Consider the following 16,494-nt stretch of genomic DNA (forward strand, 5'->3'; position numbering starts at 1 on the left):
GCTCCTTAGATTGACGTGTCCAGCATAGCGTCAGCCAGCTGCATGGGAGGAGCACAGAACGCGCCCACCTCGGGGAGTACAGCCAGTTCGCCCAGCGGCACAGCGCGGCCGAACAGATAGCCCTGGAAGGCGTTGCAGCCAAAGGCTTCCAGCGCCGACCACTGCTCGCGCGTCTCCACGCCTTCCGCCACCACCGCCAGGTCCATGCTGTACGCCAGCGTGATGATGGCGCGCACAATGCTGGAGGCGTGGCGGGTGTGCAGCATGTCGTGCACGAACGAGCGGTCGATTTTCAGTTGATCTATCGGCAGCAGCTTCAGATAGCTCAGCGACGAATAGCCGGTGCCGAAATCGTCCAGCGCAAAGCCGACGCCGTGGGCTTTCAAGGTTGTCATCTTTGCGATAACGTCATCCATGTCGGTCAGCAGCATGCTCTCGGTCAGCTCCAGCTTGAGCAGGCGCGGATCGGCGCCGGTGCGTTCCAGCACCGCCAGCACCTGGTCGACAAACGCCGGCTGGCGGAACTGGCGCGCGCTGACATTGACCGCCATGGTCAGATGCGCGCTGTCGGCCGCCGTCGCCCAGCACACCAGCTGGCGGCAGGCCGCTTCCAGCACCCAGTCGCCCAGTTCGACGATCAGGCCGGACTTCTCGGCTTGCGGAATGAATTCGCCGGGACCGATCAGGCCACGCTGCGGATGCTGCCAGCGCAGCAGCGCTTCCACGCCGGTGACGCGGCCGCCGTTGTCCACCACCGGCTGGTAATACAGCCGCAGCTCATCGCGCTGCAAGGCGAAACGCAGGTCCGCTTCCAGCGTGGCGGAAGCATCCAGCGCCACCTGCATATGCGGATCGAAGAAGCGGAAGGTGGCGCGGCCGGCCGCCTTGGCCTCATACATCGCCATATCGGCCTGGCGCAGCAAGTCGTTGATGGTGTGATGCTCGGCGCCGAACAGCACCACGCCGATACTTGGCGTGCTGCGCACCTCGTGGCCTTCCAGCAGATAGCAGCGGCTCAGCGAATCCAGCACCTTGCCGGCGACAGCGGCGGCATTGCCCATGGCCTGCTGCTGCTCGTGGCCCAGGTCTTCCAGCAGGATGACGAATTCGTCGCCGCCCAGCCGCGCCACGGTGTCGGTTTCACGCGTGACTTCACCCAGGCGGAACGCCACCATCTCCAGCAGGCGGTCGCCCATGTCATGGCCCATGGTGTCGTTCAGGGACTTGAAGTTATCCAGGTCGACAAACAGCACCGCGCCGTACAAGCTGCTGCGCGTGGCCTTGGCGATGGCGTGATGCAGGCGATCCAGCAGCAAGCGGCGGTTGGGCAGGTTGGTCAGGCCGTCGTAGAAAGCCAGGTGGGCGATTTCAGCCTCCGCCAGTTTGCGCGCGCTGATGTCCATGCGTGTGCCGAGCATGCGCAGCGGCTTGCCGTCGGCGGTGCGCTCCACCACCCTGCCCCGGCTCTGCACCCAGATCCACTGGCCGGCGCGATGGCGCATGCGGTATTCGGCCTCGAACGAACGCGAGCCGTCGGCCAGGTGCGCGGCCAGCGCCGCGTCGATGCCGGGAATGTCATCGCTCTTGACCATGCCGCGCCAATCGACGGCGCTCAGGTTCAATTCGTCCTCGGTATAGCCCAGCATGGCGGCGGCGCGGCCGTCCACGGTGCGGCGGTCGTTCACCATATGCCATTCCCACAGGCCCAGATTGGCGCCGTTGAGCGCCAGTTCGATCTTCTCTGCCGCTGCGGCCTGCTCTTCCTCACGCGCTGCGGCCACGTCTTCCAGCACCTGCCGGCGGCGCTGCACCAGGATCAGGCCACCGCTGGCGGTCAGGCCGAATACCAGCCACGCCACGCCGCAGGTCCAGGCCATGCTATGCCAGCCGGCGGCCACCAGGGCCTGGTTGCGGCCCAGGCTCACCACCAGCGTCTTGTCCAGCCCAAGGCCGCGCAGCAGCATGGTGCGCTGGACCACCAGCCGCTGTTCGCCGCTGGCGGCCACGCCATCGAACACGGTTTCGGAGCGATGGCTGTTCTGGTGACGCACAAAGAATGGATCGGGCGCCGCGCTGGTATTGCGCATGGCGGCGGGATCGGCCGGCACGAACAGGATACGGCGGCCGCTGTCCTCGGTGATGGCGCTGTTCATGTCCGGCGCATACAGGGCCGAGCGCATCACGGCGTCAAAGTATTCGGGATTGAGGATGGCGCTGACGGCGCCGTTGTTCTTGCCGTCCGGCCCAATCAGCGCCATCGACAGCTTGATGTTGAAGACGCCGGGGGTATTTTCGTAAGGCTGCGACAGGTACAGCGTGTCCGGATCGCGCATGTGCTCAACGCGGCTGGTGTAGTTCTGGTCATCCAGGCGGCGGTCGCGCAGGTCGTCGTCGGACATCACGATCTCGCCTTTGCGGTCCAGCACCAGCAGCGCGCGCACGCCGGGCATGGCGCGTTTCAGCGATTGCAGCAGCGTGCGGCGGCAATCGGCGGTGCAGTTGCCGCCACCGCGCAGCGCATCGCGTACACTATCCAGCGCACTGCGCACGCCTTCCAGCTGGTGGCTCAGGTTTTCGTCGATGATCAGCGTCTGCAGGCGCATACGCTCGATATTGGAGGTCAGCAGCAGGCCGCGCTCATTCCAGACGAAATAGGCAATCAACAAGCCGCTGAGCACCAGCACGAAGGCCAGCATCAGCCATTCCACGGCGACCGTGCGAAAACCGGACAGCTTCCTGTAACGTTGGACGAACATACTTCCTCCCTGATTGAGCATGGACTCAATATAAAATCCGGGAAGATTTATGGAAATTGCACCTTCGTATGCAAACTCATACCAAGGTTTAGGTTGCTTTTCGCAAGTGCTTCAGCACCGCGGGCGCGCGACCGGCAACCGATCTCGCGCTCAGCTCAGCGCCAACAGCGGCCGGCGCAACTCCGCGCCGCCTTGCGCCAGGCGGAATACGCCAACGCAGCCGGTCAGATAGCTGGCCTGCTCCTGCATGCTGCCCGCCGCCGCTGCGGCCTGCTCCACCAGTGCCGCATTCTGCTGCGTCACCGCGTCCATTTCCGTAATCGCCTGATTGACATGACCGATGCCGGTGCTCTGTTCGCGCGATGCATCGCTGATGGCCGCCATGATCTGCGTCACCCGCGACACGCTGCTCACCACCTGCGCCATGGTGCTGCCGGCTTGTTCCACCAGGCTCTGGCCGGCGGCGATGCTGGCCACCGAGTTATCAATCAGCTGCTTCACCTCGCGCGCCGCCGCCGCACTGCGTTGCGCCAGGTTGCGCACTTCGGTCGCCACCACCGCAAAGCCGCGTCCCTGATCGCCGGCGCGCGCCGCCTCCACTGCGGCATTCAGCGCCAGGATATTGGTCTGGAAGGCGATACCGTCGATCACGCCGATGATATCGACCACGCGGCTAGAGGCGTTGTTGATGTCGCCCATGGTCTGGATCACGCGGTCGATCACCTGCCCGCCCTGCTGCGCCACCTGCGCCGTGGTCTGCACCAGCTCATTGGCCTGGTGCGCATTCTCCGCATTCTGCCGCACTGCGGCGGTCAACTGCTCCATCGACGCCGCCGTCTCCTCCAGCGAACTGGCCTGGGTCTCGGTGCGCGTCGACAAATCCAGGTTGCCGACCGCGATCTGGCTGGACGCCGTGGCGATGGTCTCGGCGCTGCCGCGTATTTCGCCGATGGTGCCGACCAGGTTGTGCTGCATGGTGTGCATCGCATGCAGCAGGCTGCTGTCGTCGCCCACGCTCAGCACCACCGGCTTGCTCAGGTCATTGGTGGCGATGCGGTTGGCCACTGCCACCGCATACTCCGGCGCGCCGCCCAGCGCCCGGCTCAAGCTGCGGTTGACCGCACCGGACACCAACAGCAGTAAGGTACCCGCAGCCACCAGGCCAAGCGCCGAAATCATCAGAGAGCGATGGAAGTCCGCTTCGATATCGTCGGTATAGACGCCGGTCAGGAATACCCAGCCCCACGGCTTGTAGCTGCTGACGCGCGCCAGCTTGGGCGTGGCTTCCTGCTTGCCGGGACGCTGCCACAGGAAATGCACAAAGCCGCTGCCCTCCGCCGTGGCGGCGATGCGCGCGAACTCGCGGAAGATATAAATGCCATCGGCGTCGCGGAAGTCCAGCATATTCTTGCCGTTGGAGGCGGGATTACCGGGATTCTGCAAAATCGTACCGTCCGCGCTGATCAACGACACATAGCTATCGCCGGCGTAACGGATGCTGTCCAGCGTTGTCATGGCGCGCCGCTGGGCGCCGGCCAGGTCGGTCTTGCCGCTACTGGCTTCCGCCGCATAGCGCCGCACGATATTCAGCGCGGCGTCATTCATATCCGTCAGCGCCTGCCGGCGTTCCTCGAAGCGCGTGGTGCGCAATTGCAGCGCATCGATTACCGCCACGGCGGTCAGGCAAAACATGGCACAAATCACTGGCAGCCACAGTTTCTGTTTAAAGGTCAGCGTAGGCATGGCGTTCTCCGTCGGGATAGTCAGACATCCGACTATAATTGATCAATCGATTAATTACAATCCGTCCAGCCATGCAGTTTCGGAATAGTCACCATGCCATATGGTGAGTTACCAAGCCGCGCCGCCGATGGCAAAGTAGCACCATGGACCAAAAAGGGAACTCCAATGAAAACAAAAACCTGGATCTGGATCGCCGGCGTGCTGGTCGCCGGCGGCGTAGCGGCGGCGGCATGGATGATCCAGCCGGCCATCGCGCCCATCCAGCCACCATCACCGAATGATTTCAGCAGTGACAGCATCGCACGCGGCGCCCGTGTCGTCGCCCAGGGCGATTGCATGGTCTGCCACACCTCAGCCGGCGGCGCGCCTTACGCCGGCAGCCTGCCTTTGCGCACGCCGTTCGGCACCATCTATACCACCAACATCACGCCCGACGCGGCGACCGGCATCGGCAACTGGTCGCTGGCCGCGTTCACGCGCGCGCTGCGGCATGGCGTGGCGCGTGACGGCCACCTGCTCTACCCTGCATTCCCCTACATTCACTACACGCGCATGTCCAGCGCCGACATCAGCGACGCCTACGCCTACCTGATGACGCGCACGCCGGTGGTGTCCCGCGCGCCGGACAACGACCTGCTGCTGCCATTGCGCTTCCGCCCGATGCTGGCCGGCTGGAACCTGTTGTATCTGCGTCCTGGTGCTGAGGCGGACAATCCGGCGCAAAGCGTTGAATGGAACCGTGGCCGCTACCTGGTGGACGGCGCCGGCCATTGCGCCTCGTGCCATAGCACGCTGGACCCGATCGGCGGCGAACGCAGCCCCGCCTTCAGCGGCGGCAATATCGACGGCTGGGATGCACCGGCGCTGACCGCGCTGCTGCAAACGCCCAAGCCATGGAATCGTGAACAGCTGGCACACTATCTGCGCCATGGCTGGTCGCCGGAACATGGCGCCGCCGCCGGCCCGATGGGCCCAGTGGCACACAGCCTGTCGCAGGTGCCGGAGGCGGATACCAACGCCATCGCCACCTACATCATGTCGCTGCAAAGTTTGGCCACCAAAGCTGCACCAGCCGCCGCCAGCACCAGCACCGACGTCGCCCGCGTCCAGCAAGGCGCCATCCTGTTTGCCGGCGCCTGCGCCAGCTGTCATGGCACGGCCGCGCCGATGATGGCGGCCGGCGGCCGTCCATCGCTGGCCCTGAGCAGCGCCGTCACCGGCGACAAGCCGGACAACCTGATACAGATCGTGCTGAATGGCGTGCCATGGGTCCATCCGGAACCAAGCACCTTCATGCCGCCGTTTGCCGCCGTGCTGACCGACACGCAGATCGCCAGCATCGCCGCCTACGTCCGCGCCGACATCGGCAAGCGTCCCGCATGGTCCGACGTTGAGCAGCGCACCACCAAGATCCGCAAGGAGAACCAATAATGAGCACCCTGATTGTGAATGGCGTCCGCCATACGCTGGACATCGATCCCTCGACGCCGCTGCTGTACGCGCTGCGCAACCAGCTGGAACTGAACGGCGCCAAATTCGGCTGCGGCATGGGACAATGCGGCGCCTGCACCGTCATGCTGGATGGCCAGCCGGTATTCAGCTGCCTGACGCCGGTGACCGCGTGCGAAGGCCGCCAGGTGCGCACCATCGAAGGCCTGGGCACTGCCGAAAAGCCGGGCAAGCTGCAAGCGTCGTTCATCAAGCACCAGGCGGCGCAGTGCGGCTATTGCATCGCCGGCATGGTGATGCGCGCGCAAGCGCTGCTGGAACAGAATCCGCATCCGACCGAAACGCAGATCCGCACCCACATGGAGCCTAATCTTTGCCGCTGCGGCACCCATATGCGCATCATCGCCGCCATCAAGGAAGTGACACAGGATCAAGGACGGGGAGCGAAATCATGAGCGACGACATCATCGACCTGCGCCGCCGCACCATCCTCAGCGCCGGTGCGCTGGTGCTGGGCTTTACCATGCTGCCGCGCCGCGCGCTGGCGGAATTCAACGGCATGGGCGTGCCGCCGGTCGCCAATAAGGAGCTGGCAGGCAGCCTGCAACGCACGCCCATGCTGGACGCCTGGATCAAGATCGCGCCGGACGGCAAGGTCACCGTCTTCACCGGCAAGGTGGAACTGGGCACCGGCGTGCGCACCGCATTGCTGCAAGTAGCGGCCGAACAGCTGGACGTGGCGCCGGCCGCCGTCAACTTCATCACCGCCGACACCAGCCTGACGCCGAACGAAGGCTTCACCGCCGGCAGCCACACCATGGCGGACAGCGGCACCGCGCTGCTGAACGCCGCCGCGCAAGTGCGCGCGCTGGTGGTGCAAGGCGCCGCGGCCCAGTTCAAGCTCGCTCCGGAAACGCTCAAGACCAGCAACGGCAAGGTGATTGCGCCGGATGGCCGCACCATGCATTACGGCGAAGCGGTGAGCGGCATCGACCTGCACCGCGCGGCACAAGTCAAATCGCCGCTGAAGAACGTCAACGACTACACGCTGATAGGCCATTCGCTGCCGCGCGTGGACATTCCCGCCAAGCTGACCGGCGGCGCCGCTTATGTGCAGGACATGCGTCCGCCCGGCATGGTGCACGCGCGCGTGGTGCGTCCTCCGGCCTATGGCGCCAAGCTGCTGTCGGCGGATACCGTCGGCGTGGCGCGCATGCCCGGTGTGCTGAAAGTCCACGTGGACGGCAATTACCTGGCCGTGATCGCCGACGGCGAATGGCAGGCGATACAAGCCATGCGCGCATTGTCGGCCAGCGCCAAATGGCAACGCGGACCGGCGCTGCCGTCGCCGGCCAACATCCACGCCACGCTGCGCGCGCTGCCGTCGCAGGACATCGTGATCGACGACAGACACGGTAGCGGCATCAAGCCGGTACTGACGCTGAAACGCCGCTACACCAAGCAATACGTGCTGCATGGCTCGATCGGCCCATCGTGTTCGGTGGCGCTGCTAGAGCAAGGCGCCATGACGGTGTGGACCCACACGCAAGGCGTCTACCCGCTGCGCGCCGCGCTGGCGGAGATGCTGTCGATGAAGTTTGAACAGGTACGCTGCATTCATACCGAAAGCGCCGGCTGCTATGGCCAGAATGGCGCTGACGACGTGGCAGCCGATGCCGCCCTTCTGGCGCGCGTCATGCCCGGCCGCCCGGTGCGGGTCCAGCTGATGCGCGACCAGGAAAACCAGTGGGAGCCCTACGCGCCGGCCATGAGCACCCAACTGGCGGCATCGCTGGACGCCAGCGGCAAGATCTGCGACTGGCAGTACGAATTATGGAGCGGCTCGCACAACGAACGTCCCGGCAACGCCGGCAAGCTGATACCGGCGCAACTGCTGGCCAAGGCCTTTATCCCGAGTCCCTCGCAACCGATGCCGATGCCGGAAGGTGGCGGCGACCGCAACGCCATTCCGCTGTACACGCTGCCGCAGGCGAAGATCATCAACCACTTCCTGCCGGTGACGCCGCTGCGCAGTTCCGCCATGCGTTCGCTGGGTGCGCACATCAACCTGTTCGCGATTGAAGGCATGATGGATGAACTGGCGGCGGCGGCCCATGCCGATCCGGTGGAATTCCGCCTGCGTCACCTGGACGACCCACGAGCGCGCGACGTCATCGAACGCGCCGCCAAACAGTTCGGCTGGAACCAGCGCCAGCGCCGCCGCGACCATGGTTTCGGCTTTGCCTTCGGCCAGTACAAGAACATCATGGCGTATGTGGGGCTGGCGGTGGAGGTCCGCGTCGAGCGCAGCACCGGTGCGGTGCACATCGTGCGCGTAACGGCGGCGGTGGATTGTGGCCAGGGCGTCAACCCGGACGGCATTCGCAACCAGATTGAAGGCGGCATCCTGCAATCGTCCAGCTGGACGCTGTATGAACAGCTGCAATTCACGCCGGAAGGCATCACCAGCGTGGACTGGGCCAGCTATCCGATCATGCGTTACTCGAATGTGCCGGACAAGGTCGATGTGATCCTGATCGACCGTCCCGGCGCGCCACTCCTCGGCGTGGCCGAAGCAGCGCAAGCGCCGATGGCGGGGGCGCTGGGCAACGCACTGGCCGACGCCACCGGCAAACGCTGGTTCGACTTGCCGCTGGCCGGACCGCAGCTAAGGAGTTAACAGCTCTTCGACGAAGGCCACAAACGCACGCGCCTTGGCGCTGGCCTTGCGGCCGGCCGGGAACACCGCCCACAGGTCCATGGCCGGCAGCGTCCAACCGGGCAGCACGCGCTGCACCTGGCCGCTGGCCAGCTCGGGACCGAACATCCACTCCGAGGTGATGGCGATACCCATATCCGCCAGCACCGCCGCGCGCACGCCCTCAGCCGCCGACACGCGCAAGCGGCCGTCCAGCGTCACCGGTTCCTGCATCTCGCCACACTGGAACAGGCAGGTCGCACCGCCACCGGCGCGGTGATACACCACCGCCTGATGCCGCGCCAGATCCGACGGATGGAGCGGCACGCCATGACGTTCCAGATAGGCCGGCGTGGCCAGCACCGCGCGCGGACTGCGGCTGATACGGCGCGCCGTCATGGCGGAATCGCTCAAGGCGCCGAGACGCAGCGCCACATCGATGCCGCCTTCCAGCAGGTCGATATTGCGGTCGTCCAGCACTATATCCAGCGAAATTTGCGGATGCTGGTCGAGAAAGCGCTGTATATGCGGCATGACGTGCAGCCGCGCCAACGTCACCGGCGCCGTCACCACCAACTTGCCATCCATGCCGGCGCTGGCGCCACGAGCGCTGTTGTCCGCCTCGGCGGCGGCGTCCAGTGCCCGCCGCGCGCCACGATAATAGGCCAGCCCCGACTCGGTTGGCGTCAGCCCGCGGTTGGAGCGCAGCAGCAGCTGCACGCCAAGATCGGCCTCCAGCTGCGCCACCACCTTGGAGACACTGGGCTGGCCCACATCCAGGCGGCGGGCGGCGCCCGAAAACGAGCCCGCCTCCACCACATGGACCAGCGTTTCCATCGCCTGCCATCGGTCCATGATTAGCCCAGCGTCGGATAGTCGGTGTAACCGCGCTCGGTGCCGCCGTAGAACGAGAACGGATCCGGCTGGTTATACGGGCCACCGGCGGCAATCCGCGCCACCAGGTCGGGATTGGACACGTACTGGCGGCCAAACGCCACCATATCGGCCTTGCCCTGTTCCACCAGCTGCTGCGCGTCGTCCGGTGTCAGGCCGGCGTTGGCGATCAACACGCCGCTGTAATTGCTGCGAATGATGTCGAGGATCTTTGGCATATCCGCCACGCCGCCCCAGGCGTTGGTGTCGGCGCCGTGGATGTAGCCGATGCCGTATTCATTCAGCATGCGCGCCACGTAGCCATAGGTTGCGGCGACATCCGTATCGGTAGCGTTGTTGTAGGCGGCGTAAGGCGAGATGCGCACGCCTATGCGCTGTTTCGGGAACACCGTCAACACGGCCTCGATCACCAGCCGCAGGAAGCGCGCGCGGTTTTCCACGCTGCCGCCAAATTCGTCGGTGCGGCGATTGACCAGCGGCGACAGGAACTGCTGCGGCAAGTAGCCGTTGGCAGCGTGGATCTCCACGCCATCCAGCCCGGCGCGTTTGGCGTTTTCGGCGCCGACGCGGAACTCCTCAACGGCCGCATACACTTCTGCATTGGTCATGGCGCGCGACGGCGAGGCGTAGATGCGGGTGTAGTAGCCGTTGCGCAGCGCGCCGTAGACCTGCAACAGTCCCAGGTCGTCGTTATAGCCAGATGGCGACAGCGGCTCGGCGCCTTTCAGCAGCGAATACGAGCTTACGCGGCCGCTATGCCACAGCTGCATGAACATCTTGCCGCCGGCAGCGTGTACCTGCTCGGTGACGCGGCGCCAGCCGGCTACCTGCGCATCGTTATAGATCGCCGGCGCCAGTTCGAAGGCGGCCGAATTGGGCGACACGTTGGTGGCTTCGGTGATGATCAGCCCCGCCGTGGCGCGCTGCGCATAGTATTCGGCGTTGAGCGCGACCGGTACGCCATCCTCGCCGGCGCGGGCACGGGTGATCGGCGCCATGGCGATGCGGTTGTTGAAGGTGACGTCGCCGATCTGGATCGATTGCAGTAGCTGGTTCATGGTAATGACTCCGGGTGAGTAGTAGATGAGTCACTGTACCGCCTGCGCCGCGCGGCGATAAGACGGCGCGGCTCATCAACACCTTTGCGCAAAGCGCAAAAATCAGCACAGACCGGATTCGGTGCTACATTGGCAGGATTCGATCCATCTGACTGATTTATGCCGCCGGCAGTAGCGCCTAAAATCGACACATCGATCACTTACTGCCACCAACATCATGAAAACCAAACTGCTACCCGCATCATTCTTCGCCCTTACATTGGGGTTGGCCGAAACCGGCAATGCCTGGCGCTTCGCCCACAACCTGTGGGCCTTGCCGCCGCTGGCGGGCGAACTGCTGCAAGCACTGGCCGTGCTGTCCTTCCTGGTATTTGGCGCGCTGTACGCGCACAAATGGCTGGCGCACAGCGCTGCCGCCATCGCCGAGACGCGCGACCCGGTGCAATCGTCCTTCCTGGCGCTGATCCCGGAATCGCTGATCCTGGTGGCGCTGGCGCTGCAACCGTATGCACTGTCCAGCGCCAAGCCGCTGTTCTGGATCGGCTCCGCCGCCAACGTCGCTTACGGCGCATGGCGCATGGCCGCGCACTGGAGCAGCCAGCGTGACGCCGCGCAGATCGTGCCGCCGCTGTACCTGCCCTACACCGCCAGCGTGTTGGTGAACGCCCTCGCCGCCGGCATCTTCGGCTATACCGACTACGGCTGGATGCTGTTCGGCGCCGGCGGCATCTCGTGGCTGATACTCGATTCGACCATCACCCACCAGTTGATGACCGGCGGCCTGTCCGACAAGACCCGCAACTTCATGGGCATCTACAGCGCGCCACCGGTGGTTGCGCTGGTCGCCTACCAGATACTGAGCGGCGCCAGCGTCAATCCCGCCATCACTTACGCGCTGGCCGGCTATTCGCTGTTCGTGTTTGCAGGCCTGGCACTGGCCATGCCTTGGTTGGCGCAGCAGGATTTCGCGCCGGGCTATTGGGCCTACACCTTCGGCCTTGCCACGCTGGGTCAAGGGCTGATGCTGATGGCGGAACATCAGGGCAGCATGCTGCTGCAAGCCGTCGCCGGTGTCGTCTTCGCCGCCACTCTGCTGCTGGTGCTGTATGTGGCTTGGGGTTCATTGCGATTGCTGGCGCGCGGCAGCTACTTCCCGACCGCGCCACTGCCGGTGGTGGGGCGGGCATCTTGAAAACCCTCGCGCTCGTGCTGTTCCCCGGCGTGCAGTCGCTGGACGTCTCCGGCCCGATGGACGTTTTCGCCGAATCCAACGCCTTCCTGCCGCCGCAGCAGCACTACCGCCTGATCACCATCGGCACCACGCCGGCGCCGATTCGCGCCTCCAACGGCCAGCAGCTCGGCTATGACCTGACGCTGGATGCAGCGGGCACGGACTACGACATTGTGCTGGTGGCGGGCGGCCCGCAACTGGCGCAGCAAGCGGACAATCAGCAGCTCTCGGCCTGGCTGCGCGAAGTGGCGCAGACGGTGCCGCGCTACGGCTCCATCTGCACCGGCGCCTACCTGCTGGGACGCGCCGGCCTGCTGGACGGCAAACGCGCCACCACCCACTGGAGCGACGCCGCCCGCCTGGCGGTGGAATTCCCGCTGGCCCAGGTCGAGCATGACCGCATCCACGTGCGTGACGGCCGCCTGGTGACGTCGGCCGGCGTCACCGCCGGCATCGACCTGGCACTGGCGCTGGTGGCTGAAGACCACGGCCAGGCGGTCGCGCTGGCGGCGGCCAAGCGCCTGCTGGTGCTGGCACAGCGCCAGGGCGGCCAGTCGCAATTCAGTCCCTATCTGTCGGAGGCATCGACGCCCGACGCACTGGCCACCATCATCCAGCGCCATGTGATGGACAATCTGGCGCAGCCGCTGTCGGTGGAACAGTTGTCCGCCGTCGCCGGCATGAGCACGCGCAGCTTCGCGCGCCAGTTCGTCAAGGAGATGGGAGTTACGCCGGCGGAATTCGTCCAGCGCGCCCGCGTGGATGCGGCGCGCAATCTGCTGGAGGGCAGCGAACTGGCCCTGAAGACCATCGCCTACCGCTGCGGCTTTGGCAGTCCGGCGCGCATGCGGCTGGTGTTCGCGCAGCGCTTCGGCGTTACACCCAACCAGTATCGCGACAGCTTCCGCGTCGGCGGCTAGGCCACGCGCGCGCTTTGCAGCAGCGCATCCAGCCGGGCCAATTCCAATGGCTTGGTCAGGTGATGTTCAAAGCCTGCCTCCCGCGCGCGCTGGCGATCCGCATCCTGTCCATATCCGGTCACCGCGAACAGCCGCAATGACCCAGCGCCAGGCTGTTCGCGCAAGCGCAAGGCCAGTTCATAGCCATCCATGCCCGGCAAGCCGATATCGAGCAGTCCTACCTGCGGCCGGAACTGCGGCGCCACCGCCAGCGCTTCCGGTGCGCTGAACACCACCTTGACGGTATGCCCCATCAACTCCAGTCCCTCGCCCAGCGCCCGCGCAGCATCTTCATTGTCGTCGACTACCAGGATCGACAGCCCGCCTGTCCCGAAAGCGGTGACCGCTTCCTGCGCCGCTGCCGGCTGATCAAGGCCCTGCCAGGCCGGCATGCGCACCGTGAAGATACTGCCGCGGCCAACGCCGTCGCTGCTGGCCGTCACACTGCCGCCGTGTAATGCCATCATGCTGCGCGCAATCGCCAGCCCTAATCCAAGGCCGCCCTGCGACCGGCTCAAAGCCTGGCGCGCCTGTTTAAAGCGCTCGAACACCGCGTCGATCATGTCCGGCGCAATGCCGATGCCGTTGTCGCCCACCTCCACGATCACCTGCGCGCCGTCACGCCGCGCGCTCACTGTCAGCCGGCCGCCAGCTTCCGTGTACTTGGCCGCATTGGTCAACAGATTGGCCAGCACCTGCGCAAACCGCACCGGATCGGCCTGCACAGCGAGACCGGACGACGGCATGTCCAGCGTCAGCACATGGCGCTTTTGCTCGATCAACGGGCTGGCGGTTTCAATGGCGCGCGCGATCACATCGCCCACTTCCAGCACCTGCCGGCTTAACTGGATCTTCCCTTCCGCAACGCGCGACACGTCCAGCAAGTCGTCCACCAGCGCCACCAGATGCCTGGTCTGACGCTCAATCACGGCGCGCTCCTTGATGGCGAAGTCGCTGCCGCGCATGCGCATCAGCTGTAGCGCTGTGACGATCGGCGCCAGCGGATTGCGCAGCTCGTGGCCCAGCATGGCGAGGAATTCATCCTTGGCACGGTTGGCCGATTCCGCCGCGCGCTTGGCGGTGGCCAGTTCGGTCACCTCGAAAGCCACCACCGCCACGCCATACGGCGTATCGCCGTCATCCAGCAGCGGCTGGTACACAAAGTCGAACCAGCATTCGCTCGGTTCCTGCTCCGGTGCGCGCCGCATGTTCAGTTGCACCGAGCGCCCTACATACGGCTGGCCGGTTGCCAGCACGCCGTCCAGCAGTTCATAAATGCCCTGCGACGCCAACTCCGGGAAGGCCTGCCGTATCGTCAATCCAAGCAGTGGGCGCGGGCCGACCAGCCGTTGATAGTAATCATTGGCCTGCTCGAATACATGCGTCGGGCCACTGAGAATGCAGATCGCCACCGGCGCCTGACTGAACACGCCTTGCAAGCGCCGCGCCGCCGCGCCTTCCACCACGCGCATGCGCTGGCGCAGCCGCAGCACCTCGATGCGCGCCGACAGCTCGCGCGCGGAGAACGGCTTGACCAGATAATCATCCGCCCCCGCCTGCAAGCCTTCCAGCCGCGCTTCTTCACCGGCGCGCGCGGATAGCAGCATGAACGGAATGTCGCGCGTGGCCGGATGCGCGCGCAACGCCGCCAGCAGGCCAAAGCCGTCCAGCTGCGGCATCATCACATCCGACAAGATCAGGTCCGGCGGATCGCGCTCGATGATCGCCAGCGCTTCCATGCCGTTGTTGCAGACCTCCACCTGCCACTGCGCCTGCAACAGGCGCTGGAGATAGTCGCGCATATCGGCGTTGTCGTCCACCACCAGCAGGCGGCCATGGCTGGCTTGCTCGACGGCCGGCGCTGCCTGCTGCTGCACCCAGCCCTCCGCTTCCGCCACATAGGCTTCCGCCGCTGCCGACAGCGATGGCGGCGCCACATCCTCATCCAGCTGCGCCGCCGGCAAATGCGCGCAGCCGAGCGGAATGGTCACGCTGAACACACTGCCGCAACCCGGTTCGCTGTCGACATCGAGCCGCCCGCCGTGCAGCGCCACCAGGTCATGCACCAGCGCCAGGCCGATGCCGGAACCTTCGTGCGTGCGCGAACGCGCACCTTCCACCCGGTGGAAGCGCTCGAACAGTTGCGGCAGCTGTTCGCGCGGGATGCCGGTGCCGGTATCGGCCACTTCCAGCCGCAGCCGGTCGCCGGCAATGTACTGGCGCACGCGGATCTCGCCGTCAAACGTAAACTTGAAGGCGTTCGACAGCAGGTTCAGGACAATCTTTTCCCACATGGCCGGATCGACATACACCTGCGCCACCAGCGGCTGGCACTCGACCTCCAGCTGCATGCCGGCGCCTTCGATGGCGGAGCGGAAGCTGCTGGCCAGGTCGCTGGTCAGCGCCACCAGATCCACCGCCGCAAACCGCGCCTGGGCGCGGCCAGCCTGCACACGCGAAAACTCCAGCAGTGTGTTGACCAGCTTTTGCAGCCGCTGCGCATTGCGCTGCATGAGCACCATGCGGTCGCGCTGCACCGGCGGCAGCGGCGCGTCGCTGTCTTCCAGCGCATCGTTGGCGGGTCCCAGCAACAGCGTCAATGGCGTGCGGAATTCGTGACTGACATTGCTGAAGAACTGCGTCTTGGCGTGATCCAGCTCCGCCAGTTTATCGGCCCGCAGCCGCTCATCCTCGGCCGCGCGCGCGTGGCGGATGGCGTTGCCGGCCTGCGTGGCCGTCAGCTCCAGAAAGCTGCGGTAGTCCTCATCCAGCTTGCGCGCTGAGCTCACGCCCAGCACCAGCGCGCCGGCCGACTGCTCCGCCACGCTGCCCGGTAACGGCAACACCAGCACTTCGCGCAGCGGCTGCTGCGCCAGTCCAAGCGGCAGCCCGGCCGGCAGTGCGCGTGGATCCAGCGACACCAGGCGCGGCATGCCGTCGGCGATCACGGCATCGACCGCAAACACCGCGCGCGCGCCGTCGATGTCAGCATGCGTGGCGTGCAGCAGCTGCGCCGACCCGGCGTCTGCGGCCAGGTACAACTGCGCAAACGGCACGTCGTCCGGATTACCAGCGATGGTGGCCAGCGCGATGGCGCAGACGCCGTGCACGGTTTTTTCCTGCAGCGTGCGCGCGTTCAGGTCCGACAGCATGTGCATGCGGCGCGCGTTCAAATGGCGGCTGGTCACGTCCAGATTGGCGCAAAACAGGCCCGCCACTGCGCCCGATTCGTCTCGCACCGGGCTATAGGAGAAGGCGTAGAAGGTCTCCTCCAGAAAGTCGCCGCGCCGCATGAACAGCCGCACATCGTCGGCCATGGTGGATGCGCCTTGCGAAAACACGCGGTCGGCCAGTGGGCCGCAAATATCCCAGATCTCGGCCCACACTTCTTCCGTCGGCCGCCCCAGCGCCCACGGGTGCTTGGTCATGCTGAGCACATCGATGTAGGCGTCGTTGTATAAAAACGTCATTTGCTCGCCCCAGCCTAGCCACATCGGCTGCGGAGAGTTGAGCATCAGATTAATCACCGTCTTCAGGCTATGCGGCCAGGCGCTGATGGGGCCCAACGGCGTATGCTCCCAATCGTGTGCCCAGAAGCGCGATCCCAGCTCCCCAGGAGCGTTGAGAAACATGGGGATGCCTTCTGGTGGGCGCGTAGACATGGGAGTAACAGCCATTCATGATTTACAATATTTTCAAGCTTACC

The 16,494-nt window shown here is 65.3% G+C and carries 10 protein-coding genes; 5 read left to right on the forward strand and 5 right to left on the reverse strand.

From position 1 onward, the window contains the following. Positions 1–5 precede the first annotated feature (5 nt). Entirely contained in the window at positions 6–2,756 is a 2,751-nt protein-coding gene (locus tag GTP69_RS19155; RefSeq protein ID WP_229261046.1) for a bifunctional diguanylate cyclase/phosphodiesterase, read from the reverse strand. 150 nt (positions 2,757–2,906) lie between these two features. After that, a complete protein-coding gene (locus GTP69_RS31735) occupies positions 2,907–4,499 on the reverse strand; it encodes a methyl-accepting chemotaxis protein (protein ID WP_161056351.1) in 1,593 nt (530 codons plus the stop codon). A gap of 165 nt (positions 4,500–4,664) precedes the next feature. Here GTP69_RS31735 and GTP69_RS19165 point away from each other — a divergent pair, with 165 nt between their 5' ends. From GTP69_RS19165 to GTP69_RS19175, 3 genes are read left to right on the forward strand one after another with little or no spacing between them, the layout of a single operon-like run. Then, positions 4,665–5,930, forward strand: coding sequence for a c-type cytochrome (locus tag GTP69_RS19165; RefSeq protein WP_161056352.1), 1,266 nt, complete (start codon positions 4,665–4,667; stop codon positions 5,928–5,930). Further along, positions 5,930–6,403, forward strand: a complete 474-nt coding sequence (locus tag GTP69_RS19170; RefSeq protein ID WP_161056353.1) for a (2Fe-2S)-binding protein — start codon at positions 5,930–5,932, stop codon at positions 6,401–6,403. Before GTP69_RS19165 ends, GTP69_RS19170 begins: the two co-directional genes overlap by 1 nt. Next, entirely contained in the window at positions 6,400–8,628 is a 2,229-nt protein-coding gene (locus GTP69_RS19175) for a xanthine dehydrogenase family protein molybdopterin-binding subunit (RefSeq protein ID WP_161056354.1), read from the forward strand. Before GTP69_RS19170 ends, GTP69_RS19175 begins: the two co-directional genes overlap by 4 nt. Here the strand turns inward: GTP69_RS19175 and GTP69_RS19180 are convergent. Next, positions 8,617–9,501, reverse strand: coding sequence for a LysR family transcriptional regulator (locus GTP69_RS19180; protein WP_161056355.1), 885 nt, complete (start codon positions 9,499–9,501; stop codon positions 8,617–8,619). The two genes, GTP69_RS19175 and GTP69_RS19180, sit on opposite strands and share 12 nt — an antisense overlap. Before the next feature lie 2 nt (positions 9,502–9,503). Next, on the reverse strand, positions 9,504–10,598 hold the full coding sequence (locus tag GTP69_RS19185) for an alkene reductase (RefSeq protein ID WP_161056356.1): 1,095 nt from the start codon (positions 10,596–10,598) through the stop codon (positions 9,504–9,506). A 217-nt stretch (positions 10,599–10,815) separates the two neighbouring features. Here GTP69_RS19185 and GTP69_RS19190 point away from each other — a divergent pair, with 217 nt between their 5' ends. Together GTP69_RS19190 and GTP69_RS19195 are read left to right on the forward strand one after the other, a co-directional pair. Further along, the gene (locus GTP69_RS19190; protein ID WP_161056357.1) at positions 10,816–11,790 is read left to right on the forward strand and encodes an SLAC1 family transporter; all 975 of its coding nucleotides are present in this window, start codon (positions 10,816–10,818) and stop codon (positions 11,788–11,790) included. Continuing rightward, positions 11,787–12,749, forward strand: coding sequence for a GlxA family transcriptional regulator (locus tag GTP69_RS19195; RefSeq protein ID WP_161056358.1), 963 nt, complete (start codon positions 11,787–11,789; stop codon positions 12,747–12,749). Before GTP69_RS19190 ends, GTP69_RS19195 begins: the two co-directional genes overlap by 4 nt. Here the strand turns inward: GTP69_RS19195 and GTP69_RS19200 are convergent. Then, positions 12,746–16,420 (reverse strand): ATP-binding protein, encoded by a 3,675-nt coding sequence (locus GTP69_RS19200; protein ID WP_202424484.1) that lies wholly within the window; start codon positions 16,418–16,420, stop codon positions 12,746–12,748. The two genes, GTP69_RS19195 and GTP69_RS19200, sit on opposite strands and share 4 nt — an antisense overlap. Positions 16,421–16,494: the final 74 nt, after the last annotated feature.

Origin of the sequence: Duganella levis (genome assembly GCF_009857605.1) — a bacterium.
Lineage (GTDB): Bacteria > Pseudomonadota > Gammaproteobacteria > Burkholderiales > Burkholderiaceae_D > Rugamonas > Rugamonas levis.